At 45.0% G+C, this 15865-nt stretch carries 12 protein-coding genes and 3 pseudogenes; 12 read left to right on the top strand and 3 right to left on the bottom strand.

Translation table 11 applies throughout. From position 1 onward, the window contains the following. Positions 1 to 27: 27 nt before the first annotated feature. The 11 genes and pseudogenes from AC0L66_RS23235 to AC0L66_RS23185 all read left to right on the top strand — a co-directional run bounded on the left by AC0L66_RS23235 (position 28) and on the right by AC0L66_RS23185 (position 11396). Positions 28 to 528, top strand: coding sequence for a TRAP transporter small permease (locus AC0L66_RS23235; RefSeq protein WP_473569609.1), 501 nt, complete (start codon positions 28 to 30; stop codon positions 526 to 528). Between the two features lie 11 nt (positions 529 to 539). Next, positions 540 to 1862, top strand: a complete 1323-nt coding sequence (locus AC0L66_RS23230) for a TRAP transporter large permease (RefSeq protein WP_473569607.1) — start codon at positions 540 to 542, stop codon at positions 1860 to 1862. Between the two features lie 23 nt (positions 1863 to 1885). Continuing rightward, positions 1886 to 4387, top strand: a complete 2502-nt coding sequence (locus AC0L66_RS23225) for a glycoside hydrolase family 31 protein (RefSeq protein WP_473569605.1) — start codon at positions 1886 to 1888, stop codon at positions 4385 to 4387. Beyond that, positions 4380 to 5273: a sugar phosphate isomerase/epimerase family protein gene (locus AC0L66_RS23220; protein ID WP_473569604.1), complete on the top strand. Its 894-nt coding sequence runs from the start codon at positions 4380 to 4382 to the stop codon at positions 5271 to 5273. The genes AC0L66_RS23225 and AC0L66_RS23220 overlap by 8 nt, the downstream gene beginning before the upstream one ends. A 47-nt stretch (positions 5274 to 5320) precedes the next feature. Continuing rightward, entirely contained in the window at positions 5321 to 5836 is a 516-nt protein-coding gene (locus AC0L66_RS23215) for a YgjV family protein (protein ID WP_473569602.1), read from the top strand. Beyond that, entirely contained in the window at positions 5836 to 6267 is a 432-nt protein-coding gene (locus AC0L66_RS23210) for an RbsD/FucU family protein (protein ID WP_473569600.1), read from the top strand. The genes AC0L66_RS23215 and AC0L66_RS23210 overlap by 1 nt, the downstream gene beginning before the upstream one ends. A 79-nt stretch (positions 6268 to 6346) precedes the next feature. Then, a pseudogene (locus AC0L66_RS23205) lies at positions 6347 to 7811 on the top strand (fructuronate reductase). Positions 7812 to 7822: 11 nt separating this feature from the next. Further along, positions 7823 to 9238 carry a glucuronate isomerase gene (gene uxaC / locus AC0L66_RS23200; protein ID WP_473569599.1) on the top strand — a complete coding sequence of 472 codons (1416 nt, stop codon included), beginning with the start codon at positions 7823 to 7825 and terminating at the stop codon, positions 9236 to 9238. Position 9239: 1 nt separating this feature from the next. After that, entirely contained in the window at positions 9240 to 10196 is a 957-nt protein-coding gene (locus tag AC0L66_RS23195) for a sugar kinase (protein WP_473569598.1), read from the top strand. A 13-nt stretch (positions 10197 to 10209) separates the two neighbouring features. Then, positions 10210 to 10841: pseudogene (locus tag AC0L66_RS23190) on the top strand (bifunctional 4-hydroxy-2-oxoglutarate aldolase/2-dehydro-3-deoxy-phosphogluconate aldolase). Between the two features lie 306 nt (positions 10842 to 11147). Beyond that, complete coding sequence (locus tag AC0L66_RS23185) at positions 11148 to 11396, top strand: DUF3297 family protein (protein WP_250618544.1); 249 nt, start codon at positions 11148 to 11150, stop codon at positions 11394 to 11396. Positions 11397 to 11462: 66 nt separating this feature from the next. Here the strand turns inward: AC0L66_RS23185 and AC0L66_RS23180 are convergent, their stop codons facing one another. Next, positions 11463 to 12512 carry a hypothetical protein gene (locus tag AC0L66_RS23180; protein ID WP_473569597.1) on the bottom strand — a complete coding sequence of 350 codons (1050 nt, stop codon included), beginning with the start codon at positions 12510 to 12512 and terminating at the stop codon, positions 11463 to 11465. A 12-nt stretch (positions 12513 to 12524) separates the two neighbouring features. Beyond that, positions 12525 to 13872, bottom strand: a pseudogene (locus tag AC0L66_RS23175) (anaerobic sulfatase maturase). Between the two features lie 198 nt (positions 13873 to 14070). Here AC0L66_RS23175 and AC0L66_RS23170 point away from each other — a divergent pair. After that, on the top strand, positions 14071 to 14796 hold the full coding sequence (locus AC0L66_RS23170) for a formylglycine-generating enzyme family protein (protein WP_390902896.1): 726 nt from the start codon (positions 14071 to 14073) through the stop codon (positions 14794 to 14796). Between the two features lie 125 nt (positions 14797 to 14921). On the opposite strand, the gene AC0L66_RS23165 is transcribed toward AC0L66_RS23170, so the two are convergent. Then, positions 14922 to 15857 (bottom strand): LysR family transcriptional regulator, encoded by a 936-nt coding sequence (locus AC0L66_RS23165; RefSeq protein ID WP_473569596.1) that lies wholly within the window; start codon positions 15855 to 15857, stop codon positions 14922 to 14924. Positions 15858 to 15865: the final 8 nt, after the last annotated feature.

Raw genomic sequence — 15865 nt, 5'->3', positions numbered from 1 at the left:
CGTTAGGCCTACGTACTGGTGGTAGTTATGAATCAATTATTTAAAAACCTTGAACGGTTTTGTATTGCCATTTTAGTCGCGCTTGTCATGTTATGTTTTTGGCAGGTATTCTCCCGCTATGGATTAAATAACCCAAGTACGTTTACTGAAGAATTACTACGCTCTTTTCTAGTATGGATGGTTATGCTTGGATCAGCATTAGCATTTAGAACGAGAGAACACCTTGCTTTAGTGTTTATTTTTGAAAAATTAACACCACGCAAAGCAAAGATACTCCGAATTATTAATGATTGCATTGTTTTAGCATTTACACTGCTAGTAATGGTTTATGGCGGGTATGATTTAATAGTTTCCGCGGGCACTCAAAAAACCGCAATCCTTGGTATTTCCATGTCGTTAGTTTATTCATGCGTATTTATATCAGGCTTACTCGTTACCGTAATTCAAATACAACACATAATAACAACCTTCAGCACAGAGCCTCAGGACGAAAATAAATCGCCTGCCGATGCTCATACTGTTAATTAAAGGTATTGATAATGTTTGATGTCATTTCTGAGCTCATGTATGAGCCGCTGTTTGCAGCCATATTACTATTTAGTACGTTCTTTATTCTTCTTTTCATTGGTGTACCGATTGCTATCGCAATTGCGCTCTCTTCCGCCATACTAGGGCTGTTCATTATGCCCGACATGGCAGCGTTTGTCGGTGCTCAAAAAATGTATGCTGGTATTGATAGCTTTACTCTATTAGCGATTCCCTTCTTCATACTCGCCGGAAATATAATGAATAGCGGCGGTATAGCGTTGAGACTCGTCAATTTTGCTAAGCTTTCAGCAGGTCGATTCGCGGGCGGTCTAGCGCACACCAACGTCGTTGCTAATATGCTATTCGGTTCCATTTCGGGCTCATCGATTGCTGCCGCGGCAGCTGTTGGTGGCGTCATGGCTCCTTTACAAAAGAAAGAAGGCTATAGTCCTGAATTTTCAGCGGCCGTGAACATCGCTTCAGCGCCTTCAGGAATACTTATCCCACCTAGCGGCCCCTTAATTCTGTTCTCACTTGTCAGTGGTGGAACGTCGATTAGTGCGTTGTTCATTGGTGGCTATATCCCAGGAATGATGATGGGACTCGCATGTATGATCGTCGCTTGGTACTACGCGAAAAAGAATAACTACCCTGTCGCAGGAAAGCCTACTTTTCAAGAAGTTAAAACCGTCACTTTGCAGGCACTGCCGAGTCTTCTATTAGTTGTTGTGGTTATCGGAGGTATTGTTGGGGGCATTTTTACAGCGACAGAAGGCGCTGGGGTTGCCGTCATTTATTCATTAGGTCTTTCTATTATCTATCGAATGGCATCACTGAAGGACTATATTGAGACGTTAAGAAAATCACTGACTATGTCTGCGTCTATTTTATTCTTAATTGCCGCGTCAGGTATCATGTCATGGGTAATGGCCTTCACTGGAATCCCAGATGCGATTAGCGAATTAATTCTTCAAATTGAAAACCCTATTCTTGTATTACTACTTATAAATCTTTGTTTGCTCGTTGTTGGGACCTTTATGGACCTTACGCCAGCTGTACTTATATTTACGCCTATATTTATGCCAATCGCTGTATACCTAGGCATGGATCCGGTTCACTTCGGATTGATGATGATATTCAACCTCGGACTTGGAAATATGACACCACCAGTAGGCAGTGTTTTATTTATTGGTTGTAGTGTAGGTAATACCACTATTGAAGGGGTCACTAAACCATTAATTCCATTTTTCTTTGCTTTGTTAGTCATGCTCATGTTCATTACATTTGTGCCATTCCTAACAACAGGCCTACCAACTTTACTTAACTTAATGTAATTGATTTTTATTGGAATAATTATATGAAGACTACAAATAAACTGCTAAGTGTAAAAAAAGACAACCCTTGGTTTTCTTTAGAAACTGAATCGACAACATTAAGACTGTATTTTTTAACTGATGATATCGTCCGTCTCCGAGCTGACTTTAGTGGTAAGTTCGATGAAAGATCATACGTTCTTACCATGACTGGCTGGGAAGACAGTCTTGATGAATTTTTAGGGAAAGAAAGGCATCGAATCGACTTATTATCACCAGAAGTCATTGATAACCCGACTCATTACTTACTAAAAACAGCATCGATTACCGTCAAGTTATTCAAAGACCCGTTTGTCATTAAAATCTATGACCAAGATGGCAAGGTCATTTACGCTGACCTTCCAAATCGAAATATTCAACAAGACCATTTAGGCCGTGTTTATCACTACAGTGAAGTAAAAGATGAACGCTATTTCGGCTTTGGTGAGACCACTGGCAACATCAACAAGAAAGGCGAGCATATTTCGCTTAGTCCAAAAGACGCCATCAACCACGATCCGTCTAAGACCAAGAACATGTACAAACATATCCCTTTCTATATGCGCGTTCAAAATGAAACAGGGCATGCTCTAGGCATGTTTTATCATAACAGCTGGGAATCCGAGTTTCATATGGATAGCGAAGTGTCTGGCTACTGGCCTAGATACTCTTACTTCCGCTCTGAAGGTGGTGATATTGACATATTCTTTATCAATGGACCAAAGATTACCGATGTACTCGACCGCTACACGCAACTTACTGGCCGTCCTTACATGCCACCCAAATACTCAATGGGGTACCTTGGCTCAACCATGTATTACCCGGAGCTGCCAAAAGACTGTGATGATGCGATTCTTGGTTTCATGGAGCAAAACGACCGCGAGCAGATTCCAGTCAGTGGTTTCCAACTCTCTTCTGGCTATACAGTAGGTCCTGATAATAAGCGCTATGTCTTCACCTGGAATGACACTCGCTTCCCTAACCCATCACGTTTCTTCAAAGCAATGGAAGAACGCGGCTGCCCTGTTTCTCCAAACATTAAGCCCGGTATATTAGTCACCCACCCTCACTATGATGAGTATGCGACAAACAATGGCTTCATAAAAACTGCGGATGGTGACAATCCGTATATCGATAGTTGGTGGGGTGGAATGGGGTCTTTCGTCGACTTTACTCATCCAGATGGCCGCAGCGTATGGAAAGACCAAATGAAAAGGTCTTTAATTGACCACGGTGTCACTTCCATCTGGAACGACAACTGCGAATACGAAATCAATGATCGTATGGCGAAATGCCATTTTGATGGCATAGGTGGCACTGCAGGCGAGCTGAAATCCATTCAACCTACCCTGATGGGGAAAGTGGCTCATGAAGCACTGGAAGAATCAGCGCCAACCGTTCGTCCATATGTCATTAACCGCTCTGGCTTAGCCGGTATTCAACGCTATGCCCAAACATGGAGTGGCGATAATCCCTCTACGTGGGACGCAATGGAATATGGTCTAAAAACGATTATGGGTATGGGGCTTTCAGGTGTCGCTAATAATGGTGCGGATGTCGGTGGCTTTGCTGGCCCTCGCCCTGAAAAAGAATTGTTTGTGCGTTGGGTACAAAGCGGTGTGTTCTACCCTCGATTCTCCATTCACTCATGCAACACCGATAATACGGTCACAGAACCTTGGATGTATAAAGACGTCACGCAGCTTGTTAGAGACGCCATTCAACTTCGTTTGTCGCTGAGCCCTTACTTGTACACTTGGTTGCGTCGTTCAACTCAAACTGGCGAGCCTATTTTACGAGCCCTTATTGTCGACTTCCAAAACGATCCAAACGTCTTTGATGTTGAAGACCAATTCATGTGGGGTGATAGCCTACTCGTTGCGCCAGTCTTGAAAAAAGGACAAAAGCAGCGCGATGTCTATCTGCCGATAGGACAAAGATGGTTACGCTGGGGAACACATGAAGTCTATGCTGGCGGCCAAACTATTACGCTAGACGTAGAGCTCGATTCAATTCCAATGTTCATTAAGCAAGGTGGGTTAGTCACGAGTACTCATGATATTAATCATCTAAAACTCGACCAAGTAAACACATTGAAGTTACACCTTGCCCCTGCAACTGGCTCGCATGAGCTGTATGAAGATGATGGCGAGACTAACAACTTCCAGTCTGGTGACTACAAACTAACAACATTCAACGTCGACTCAAAAGACATCTGTACCATCAATGTTGAATCTAAGGGCGACTATGTTAGCCCAATATCAACCTTTGAATGGCACGTCATTAGCCCTGAAAAAGGGGCATTCTGGTGTAAATTGGATGACGAACTTCTGCCACAAGTTCTCGATCGCAACCACTTCGCTGATTGTGACAAAGGGTGGATCTTTGACTGTGCGGACAACACAGTTCGTGTTCGCTACCCCAACCTCAACCAAGACCACAAACTTGAAGTTAGCTTTGAAAAATTTGACCTAATTGGAATGATTGAGGACGCAGAAGATGAATAAACTCGGTACACATATCCAAGTTTGGAAACCAACATGGACACCAAGTGAAGTCGAAGAAGCCGCAAAAAAAGCATCGGCACTTGGCTATCACTTCCTAGAAGTCCCAATTCGCGCTCCGGAAACCGTCGATGTAACCGCAATTAAGGCGATCCTTGACGCTTATGACATGACTTGTGTCTGTCCATACGTGCATGCTGCCGATCTCGACATCGCGACCGAAGATGAAAGTGTTCGTATCGCCGCAGTAGCAAAGATGAAAAAAGGCATCGACTGTGCAGCAGCACTGGGCGCGAAATGGATAACAGGCCCAACTGCTTCGGCGTTAGGAAAGTTTGATATTCAACGTACTGACCTTGAAGTCGATAACTCTGCGCGTTCTATGGCTGAACTCGCTGAATACGCAAAACAGTACGGTATTAATATTTGTATAGAAGCACTCAATCGCTACGAGAACAATCTTATTAATACCGCGAAACAAGGCCGAGAATTCGTTGATAAAGTAGGCGCTGATAACCTTTTTGTACAGCTTGATTCGTTTCATATGAATATTGAAGAGTCCGACATCCGCGGTGCCATTTTGACATTGGGTGATCGTCTTGGATATATACAAGTTGCTGAAAATTATCGTGGTTATTTAGGAACAGGTGAGTTTAATTTTACCAAACTGTTTAGAGCACTCGCTGAAATAGACTACCAACATTTTATTGGTTTAGAAGTCTTTTCATCAGCCGTATCTGAGCCAGCTCACTCTGGAAAACTCGCTATCTGGCGTGAAACTTGGAGCAATAGCGAAGACATAGCACAACACGCATTTAGATATATAGAGCAGCAAACCGAAGATGCCAAGCGCTATCACTCAATGCTGTCTAACGGCACGATATCTTAACCTCGTAAACACAGGAGCTGCTTCGGCAGCTCCTTGGAGACTCTATCGTGGACGTTAGTTTTGCACAGGCACTAGGCTTTCTTGGCTACTTAATAGGAATCACATTATCCCTTCAAAAAGATGATGCGAAGCTTAGATTTCTATTGGTTTGCATGTGCGCAGTCATGATGGTGCACTTCGCTCTATTGGGCAGTTATATCTCCGCTTGTATGTGCATTCTAAACGGCGCACGAACCTACTTTTCAGGCAAGACCAAAAGCCGACGCGTTATGCTGAGCTTTATCGCACTCATGTGGTTACTCGGTTTATCTCAATTCACTGAGTATTATCAGCTCATCACTATTTTGACATCTAGCCTAGCCACGTATGGTCTGTATCGAACGAGTGGTATCCAGATGAGGTTGCTGTTCCTCACGAACAATGTCGGGTGGACTATCAATAACTATATTGTCGGTTCGATTGGCGGCACATTGATGGAAGCCACCTTTATCATAATGAACCTGATCACCATTTATCGCTTGCGTTCCGATAGCAACAAAGTACTAATTCAGGACAATAAATAATGTTAAAAAATATCCCCCCAATTCTGTCCCCTGAGCTAATGAAAACATTAATGGAAATGGGCCATGGCGATAAAATCATCTTAGCCGACGCCAATTTTCCGGTCGTTTCCAACGCTCAACGAGTGCTACGAGCAGACGGCCATGGAATCGCTGAGCTGTTGGATGCCATCTTAACCTTTCTCCCTCTCGATGATTATATCGACAAACCCACCTGTGTGATGGAGCCCATCTCGATTAAACAAACACCTGAAGTCTGGCACGACTATGAGGTCATCATTGAAAAACACGACCAATTTAAGGGATGGGAATTCAAAGAACGATTTGATTTCTATAAAGAAGCGCGGACGTGCTTTGCCATTGTTGCTACCTCAGAAAGAGCGTTGAAGGCCAATATCATACTCACGAAAGGTGTGATTCGAGAACAGCAATAACTTGCGCATCAAACCCATTATTCACACAACTCGTTGACAGAACGAGCATAAGAAGACAACGAATTACAGAGACTATTTTATGAAAAACATTAGCAACACTGAGCTTAACGCTATCGTCAGCACTCCAAATTACGACCGTCGTAATCTAAAATCTCGTATCGTACATCTTGGATTCGGCGCGTTCCACCGTGCCCATCAAGGTCTATTTACTGACGAAGTCGCACGAAAATCAGACAGTGATTGGGGTATCTGCGAAGTCAACCTGTTTGGGGGCGAAGCGCTCATCAAAGACCTACGTAACCAAGATCACCTCTATACTGTCGCAGAGAAAGGTACTGACGCAACAGACGTAAAAGTGATTGGCTCAGTCACCGAATCACTGCACCCAACCTTAGACGGTGTAGAGGCTGTGATTGAAAAAATGGCCGAGCCACAAGTTGCCATCGTTTCAATGACCATTACTGAAAAAGGTTACTGTGCCGATCCTGCCACTGGCTTACTCGACAAAAATAACCCTTTAGTTATTGCCGACCTAGAGCACCCCACCCGACCTAAGTCGGCTCTAGGCTATATTGTTCAAGCGCTGAAACTGCGTCGTCAGCGAAGCATCGCACCGTTTACTGTGATGTCGTGCGACAACGTACAAGAAAATGGCCATGTCGCCAAAGCAGCAATCTTAGAGTTCGCTCAATTGTTGGATTCTGAGCTTGCAGCTTGGATCGAACAACATGTCACCTTTCCTTGTACCATGGTCGACCGTATCGTCCCCGCTGCAACTGAAGAAACGCTGACAGAAATTACCACACTATTAGGCGTTCAAGATCCTTGTGGCATCGCCTGTGAGCCCTTCCGTCAGTGGGTGATTGAAGACAACTTCGTCGCTGGTCGACCTAATTGGAATATCGCTTGATGCAGAATTTGTTTCTGACGTTGTACCCTATGAAGAAATGAAATTACGTATGTTAAACGGCAGCCATTCCTTCCTTGCCTACTTAGGCTACCTAGGCGGCTACGCGCATATTTCAGACACAATGACGGACCAAGGTTACCGCCAAGCCGCACTTGATATGATGATGCTTGCTCAAGCCCCGTCACTAACAATGCCTGAAGGAACAGACCTTGAAGGCTATGCTAACCTACTCATCGATCGCTTCACTAACCCAAGCCTAAAGCACCAGACATGGCAAATTGCCATGGACGGTAGCCAAAAGATCCCACAGCGTATGGGAGGAAGCCTGCGATTTCACCTAGAGCAAGGATCTAACTTCAAATGGCTGGCTACCGGTATTGCGGGCTGGATGCGCTACGTAGCGGGTGTCGATGAAAAAGGTAATGACATCGATCTTCGAGACCCAATGGCAGCTAAGCTGAGTGATATCTGCGATACACACGGACTGAATGCTTCCGTTGTCCCTGCTTTACTGTCTGTCGAAGCTATTTTCGCTGCGGATATTGGTAAAAACCCGCTTGTCATTGACGCCGTTACTCACGCTTACCAATCACTTATCGACAACGGTGCAAGAGCAACCGTTTCAGCGCTTTAGAAGGTATTCGGATGAAGCACTTCTTATGTGACGACTTCTTACTCAGCAACGAGACGGCTCGCCGTCTCTATCACGAGCATGCTGCGGATCAACCCATCTATGACTACCACTGCCACCTTAACCCGGCAGAAGTTGCGCAGGACCGCCAGTTTGCGAACATAAGTCAAATTTGGCTTGAAGGTGACCACTATAAATGGCGCGGCATGCGCTCCGCTGGCATCGATGAGCACTTGATAACGGGTCACGCCTCGGACTACGATAAATTTCAAGCGTGGGCGAAAACCGTACCGATGACACTGGGTAACCCCCTATTTCATTGGACTCACCTTGAACTACGTCGTCCATTTGGTATTACGGGAACATTGCTCGGCCCAGAAACCGCCGATCGTATCTGGCATGAGTGTAACGACAAATTGCAATGCCCTAAGTTCTCGGCACGCGGCATCATGAAACAAATGAATGTTGTCATGGCTGGCACCACTGATGACCCCATTGATTCATTGGCGCACCATAGCGCCATCGCCAACGACCAAAGCTTTGACGTCGAAGTTTTGCCCAGCTGGCGGCCGGATAAAGCCTTCAAGATTGAGCTGGAAGGCTTTGTTGACTATTTAACATTACTGGGTGAAGCCGCGGATATCGTAATTACCAGTTTTAACTCTCTACTTAATGCGTTAGACAAACGCCTAGCTCATTTCGACACTCATGGCTGCCGAGCGGCAGACCACGGCATTGAAGTGGTCCGTTACGCTGAAATCCCCTCCGAGGAAGCGTTAAACAACCTACTCATTCGTCGCTTAAATGGTGAGGTTCCTTCCGAACATGAATGCGCGCAGTTCTCAACCGCAGTTCAAGTATGGTTAGGTCGGCGCTACGCCAAGCTAGGATGGGTAATGCAGCTGCACATTGGTGCTCAACGTAACAATAATAGCCGTATGTTTAAACGTCTTGGGGCCGATGCTGGATTCGACTCCATCAGCGATCGCACCTTCGCTTGGGAATTGGCTCATCTACTTGATGACATGGACCAAAGTAACGAGCTGCCAAAAACCATTCTCTATTGCTTGAACCCACGTGATAACGAAATGATGGCAACCATGATCGGTAACTTCCAAGGTGGTGGGATCGCTGGCAAAGTGCAATTTGGTTCAGGTTGGTGGTTTAACGACCAAAAAGATGGCATGCAGCGTCAAATGGAACAACTGTCTCAGCTAGGATTATTAAGTCAGTTCGTGGGTATGCTGACCGATTCTCGCAGCTTCCTATCTTACACTCGCCATGAGTATTTCCGCCGCATCCTTTGCAACATGGTTGGCCAATGGGCCGAAAATGGCGAAATACCCAATGACATGTCGATGCTGGGCTCACTTGTGGAGAATATCAGCTTTAACAATGCCAAGTGCTATTTTGATGGTTCGAGGGCTTAATATGAAACATATCGCCATTATTGGAGAATGCATGATCGAACTCAACGGAAAACCGTTTGGTGAGATGCATCAAACCTTTGGTGGAGACACCCTTAATGCGGCAGTTTACCTAACTCGTAGCTGCGCTCTCAATGCTAAATTGAGGGACATTAAGGTCTCTTATGTGTCCGCATTGGGCACTGATTCCATAAGTGACGGAATGCTATCTCGTTGGCAAGAAGAAGGCATTCATACCGAACTGGTGCTGCGTGATAACCAAAGAACGCCAGGTTTATACCTTATTCAACTCGACGACGCTGGCGAACGAACCTTTTTGTACTGGCGAAATCAGTCTGCTGCCCGTTACTTGCTGCAGCACCCTAATTTTAAGGCCATAGAAACTCAGCTGATGAATGTCGATATGGTATTTGTCAGCGGAATCAGCTTGGCTATCTTATCTCTACAAGATCGACAGGCATTATTGGCCTTATTAACACGGCTGCAAACGCATGGTATTGAGATAGCTTTTGACAGTAATTATCGTCCGGCCTTATGGCCGAGCGATAATCTTGAGACCGTTAAAACGGATTATCAAGCAATGTACCAAATCACAAATTTAGCGCTTGTGACGTTTGATGATGAGCAGTTGATTTGGGGTGACGTCAGCCCTCAAGATACCCTAAGTCGATTGCATCAACTTGGCGTAAACAAGGTCGTCGTCAAGCTGGGAAAAGACGGCTGTCTCGTGGGTGACCGCACCCAAAATGAAACCTATTCAGTCACAACTACGCCCGTGAGTCGTGTCGTTGATACAACGTCAGCAGGTGATTCATTTAACGGCGGTTTTTTATCTTGCTACCTCGCAGGTGGCAGCCTAAAACAATCGTGTCAGCGAGGCAATGCGCTCGCTGGTGTCGTTATTCAGCATCGAGGCGCAATTATTCCAACCGACGCCACCGATACCGTGACAAAAATTTAACTAAGGATACTCAATGTCGACCATAAAAGAACAACTCCAAGCGCTTAAAGTGATTCCCGTTATCGCAATCGATAACGCTGAAGATATTATTCCCTTAGGTAAAGTATTGGCGGATAATGGCTTGCCTGCGGCGGAAATCACGTTCCGCTCCGATGCCGCAGTAGAAGCGATACGGTTACTTCGAGAAACGCAACCAAACATGTTAATTGGTGCTGAAGCACGGTGTTAAATCGTGAGCAAGCTATTGCAGCCAAAGAAGCGGGCGCAACATTCGTTGTGTCTCCTGGCTTTAATCCAAACACAGTCAAAGCCTGCCAGGAAATCGGCATCGAAATTATACCAGGCGTCAACAACCCCAGTACCATTGAAGCGGCGCTAGAGATGGGGATAACCACCTTAAAATACTTCCCAGCAGAAGCATCTGGTGGCATCAATATGCTTAAATCTTTATTGGCCCCCTATGGTGAAATAGACATTATGCCGACTGGCGGTATTAACACCAAAAATATCACTGATTACTTAGCGCTTCCACGAGTGTTAGCCTGTGGCGGTACATGGATGGTAGACAAAACCCTAATTGAACAAGGGCAATGGGATGAGCTGGCACGATTGACACGAGAAGCGGTAGAGTTGGTTGATTCATAATCACCCCACCTCTCACCTTCCCCGTATTCGCACCGCTGGAATACCGCCAATACGGGGCTTCGCTCACCATCATCAGTGGAACAGACTATCTTCCAACTCTATTGGAATCGCATTACACCCGACCTTTGTTCCGAAGGTGAGTAAATAACACGCTATTTTTGCTTAGTCTTGAAACAAAGCCTAAACCGCTTTTCCCCTATCGCCTCAAAGAGACGACGTTTAAGCCATTTCTTTCCATCTCGATGGTGATATTTATCGAATTTTTGTCTACAATGACGCACTTTTTATTTATGTCAGGTCATGAACATGAACGACTCTAAGTCACAACCAGCTTTACCCGATCGCCTTGCAGGCAACCCTCGTAGCCCGCACCACGTAGCAGAAATTTTTGAGTATAGTATTGGTATCCGCCTCAATGGCAAAGAGCGTTTCGACGTAGAAGAATACTGCATCAGTGAAGGTTGGGTTAAAATTCCTTCACCTAAAGCGCTTGATCGTTGGGGCCAACCAATGCTTATCACGCTAAAAGGCACGGTTGAAGCGTTTTACAAATAAAACGAATTCACCAAACGAAAAAACCTCCGAAAGGAGGTTTTTTTATTATGCGGTATTACTTATCCATTAAGAATCCAAGTCTTTCTGTTGCTTTGCTCTTAAGTCTTCCAGCACATAAGGTGGGGCTATTTTACCAAGCTCGTCTAAACATGAATTTGCATGCTCATTTCCATAGCGCACATAAATGTCACAAACAGCGTATAATTGCTCCGGGGCACCAGAAATTAAATACGCTTTTTCAAACGACTTTGTTGATTTATCAATGTCATACTCTTCTTGCAGCACACCATTTAAATACCAGTAGTAGCTATTATCTTTTGCTAACGTTGCAGCCGTTTCAATCTCATTGGCCGCGTTCTTCTTTTCATCCATACGAACCAAAGTTAACGATTTAGCATAGTGGAGAGACGCCACATCTTCATTAATGCTTATTGCGGTATCGAGTGTTTCAATCGCCAATTTATCTTGATTTTGCGCGCGATAATTATCAGCAATGTTTAACCACACTTGCGGGTTATCATCGTTTTCGATGAGCAACGTCTGATAGTGTTTGTCGGCCAGTGCCCACTCTTGGCTCCAGCGTAACACATCGGCTAGCAGCAACTGGGAATCAAAATCGTCTTTGTTGGCTAAATAGTCCTTAAGTTCTGCAATAGGTATTTGCAATTGTTGCTGCTGCTCTGGCGTAACATTGGCGTAATCGCGCACTAAGCTGGCGCTAGCCGTCACTCGCACCACCTCATTTTTGTCTGTCAGTAATGGGGCAACAATACGCCAGCGATGTTCTAGCTGATAAGGCTCAGCACCAATTATGGCGGCTTCTCGCACCACGTAAGAGGGATCTTTGAGTCCTCGCGCCACGGCCACCAGCGCATTTTGACTAGGGTAATTCGCTAACTCTCTGAGTGCCTTGGCACGTACTTGTTCCGGTTCGTTGATATTCTGAGCGGTATAAGAGAGTTGGCTCAGTTGCTGCTCAAGTGTGGTTGTTACGGTTTGTTCATCGGGCGTGGTAACAGGTCGTTCATTATGGTTTGTCCCAGATGGCGCAATGTTGGCGGCGATAACGGATGCGGATGCAAGCGTCAGAAAAGCACAGGCTAACGATTTTTTCATTTGAGTTGGTTCCTAAAATTTGCTGCTAAATGACGCTGTCACGGTGGCCTTTTTCGCGGACATCTCGACTTGGTGTTGGCGCAGTGCTTCATCACTAAACTTGCCGTGGGCAACAGGGTGACCCGTCGCTCTTAAGATATAAGCTAATGCCTTATCGGCATGCGCAAAAAATTTATGCCAACCGGCTGCATAAATAGTTAAGCCCCGGCTCGCCTGCTTTAGTTCTGATAAAGCGGTTCTTAGGACATTCGCCATGGCAGGCAAATTTATAATCACAACTCTGACACTGGCTAGTTAATGTGCGTGACTTAGCAAAGCCAAAATTTTGCTGGGCTGGGCTGTACGCCATCTCATCCAATTTTTGATGGTGAATATTGCCGATTTTGTATTCTGGGTAGACATAGTGATCGCAACTGTACACATCACCATTGGGTTCCATTGCCAACCCTTTGCCACACAATTCATTGAGCGTACAGAGTGGATTAGGACGCCCTGTCCACGTTTCAACGCTCGCTTCAAAATACTGAACGAACACTTTACCGATGTCTTTTTGAATCCATTCATCAAATACCGCGATAAGAAAGTTGCCCCATGCTTGATCAGATACGCACCAAGGTTCTACGACGGAATCTTTATGGCCCGGGATCAAACGTTTATCGCCTTGCTTTAGCTGGTCCGACGCCGCCCATGTTTGTGGCGCAGTAGTTCGGAATGTTTTCTGCTCAACAATAGGGATAAATTGCATTTGAGGGGACTTAACAACATCGCGCAAGAATCGATAGACCTCTAGAGGGTTTTGACTCGTCAGATTATTCACGCAAGTTAATGTGGCAAACTTGACGTTATGTTTATGCAGTAACTCAACCGCATTCATTACTTGGCGAAACGTACCTCGACCCGCTTTGTTGGTACGGTAAGTATTATGAAGGAGTTCGGGGCCATCAATACTCAACCCGACTAAAAACTGGTGCTCAGACAAAAACTCACACCACTCATCATTAAGGAGCGTACCATTCGTTTGTAAGTCATTTGAGATCACAATGCCAGCAGGGCGATACTTCGCCTGTAGCGCTACGATTTTTTGAAAATACTCCAACCCGAGCATGGTCGGCTCCCCACCCTGCCAAGAAAAAATAATCTCAGGTGTATTTTGTCCTTCAATGTACTGACGAATGTAAGTTTCTAATGTCTCGTCATCCATTCTAGGAGAGCATCCTTTTTTGTATTCCAGCAAGTCCTGTTTGCTTAAGTAATAACAGTAAGTACAGTCGATATTGCATGCTGCACCAATCGGCTTGGCCATGGCATGTAACCTTTTCGACGCTTTACCGTTAAATTGAGGGCCTTGAGTGATATGCATACTGAGAACACCTGAAATGAGTTGGACTGTCCCATCATAATTCTCATTCACTGTCTTTGCTCGTTATACCCTTTATAACCAATTGGAATGACCAAAATCGGTAATCTAGCCTTCCACACAAGACCAGAGATCCTTGTCATGCCATCATTAAAAAGTAAAACTTATATTGGGTGTTGTACCCTCTCATTAGCCCTTGTCATGACAGGATGCACGACACAACCTAACCACCCTATTGCCAAACTCATCAATGATGACCTTGTCTTGGTTGAAGGCGGGAGTTTCGTGATGGGTTCAGATGGAGATACCGCTTCAAAAGCTGAGCAACCCTCTCGAGAAGTGACCGTTGACAGTTTCTATATTTCTAAATTTGAAGTCACTCAATCTCTATTTGAGTCCGTGATGGGTTCATCCATGAGCTACTTCTCCGGCGCGGACATTCCAGTCAACAATTTAAGTTGGCAACAAGCGAATTACTTCATTGAACGCCTCAATGAGTTAACTGGTGAATCCTATCGATTACCTACCGAAGCCGAATGGGAGTTTGCAGCCAGAGGGGGCAACAAGAGTAAGGGCTATACTTATAGCGGCTCAAACAACATCGACGATGTCGCATGGTATGCGAGTAATTCAAACAACCAAGCGCATCCAGTAGGCTTAAAAGCGCCAAATGAACTGGGTTTATTTGATATGACAGGCAATGTCGGTGAGTTCGTTATTGATGCGTTCGATGACACTTACTATCGTTATGGCCCTACAGACAACCCTAACAATGCTCATGATAGCAGCATCAAACTCGCCCATAAGTCGTTACGTGGTGGCAGCTTCTCATACGCAGAACATGACTCTGAAAACTATCGCCGTGATTTTGCCAGCCAATCCATTATCATGTCAGATATTGGGCTAAGACTTGCTAAAGACAAGTAATCATGCCGTTCAATAAACATAAAGCCACTGACAGTACGCTGCTCATATGATCGTAAGACAATACCGAAGGTAAGATACCGCAAAAATAGGACAAAGGATCGTCCTTTCACTCTCCGGCTATGAGCTCACTCTCCAGCGATTAACTCATCGCTCTTTTGTTGAACCCAATGCTTTGCCGCTTGCTTAAACTTATTCCGCAACCAGCGATGACCACTTTCATTGGTTCGGCTTGGATGCCAAATCATAGATAAGCCAAGGTACGGTAAATCAAAAGGTAAAGGGATGGCTTTTACCTTATATTTATCTGCAAAGTCAGCAATGGTCGTCCCCGGTAAAATCCCGATGTAATCCGTCCCCGAGATCACAGGTAACATCTCTACCGCGCCAGCCGCCCGATACACCACCCTTCTTTGCTGAAGATCACTAAAATCTTCGACCTCTAGTAGGCTTCGTCTTGTGTGCCAACGCGATACCACAACATGTTCTTCCTGTAAAAAATCCACCATTTCTATCGAGTCATTGATTCTGGGATGAGTCTGGCTACACACTACGAACAAGTCTTCGTCATACAACACTTCATGCTTTAAAGATGTTCGCCCTTTAGGGGTCATATCGATAATTAAATCATAGCGTTGTAAACGAAGATCGGATTCATAATCTTCGGTAAACAAAGGGTGTACTTCTAGAAAAATATCCGGTGCTGATGCGGAAATGAGTTTGACCACAATAGGAATAAGATTGAAATTTGTCGGCGATACGCACGCGATTGAAAATATCCGCTTCGATTTCTTTGGATTAAAGTCGCGAGAAGCCGAAAGTGTGGACGTGTAGTTTTTTAATGCCGCTGATAACGCGGGATAAATATCGCTAGAAAATGGGGTCGGCTCCACACCCGATGCATTTCGGTGAAACAGTGGATCATCATAAATATCACGCAACTTGGCCAACGCCTTACTCACCGCAGGCTGGCTGATATCCATACGGTTGGCCGCTTTTGATAGATTTTTTTCTTCATAAATCGCCACGAAAATAGGGATAAGATTCAATTCTGTGTTTTTCATAAGTATCC

The organism is Vibrio sp. GJ43-1, from assembly GCF_055808835.1.
The sequence above is the reverse complement of the archived record's forward strand: the minus strand, read 5'-3'. Positions and strand labels throughout refer to the sequence as shown.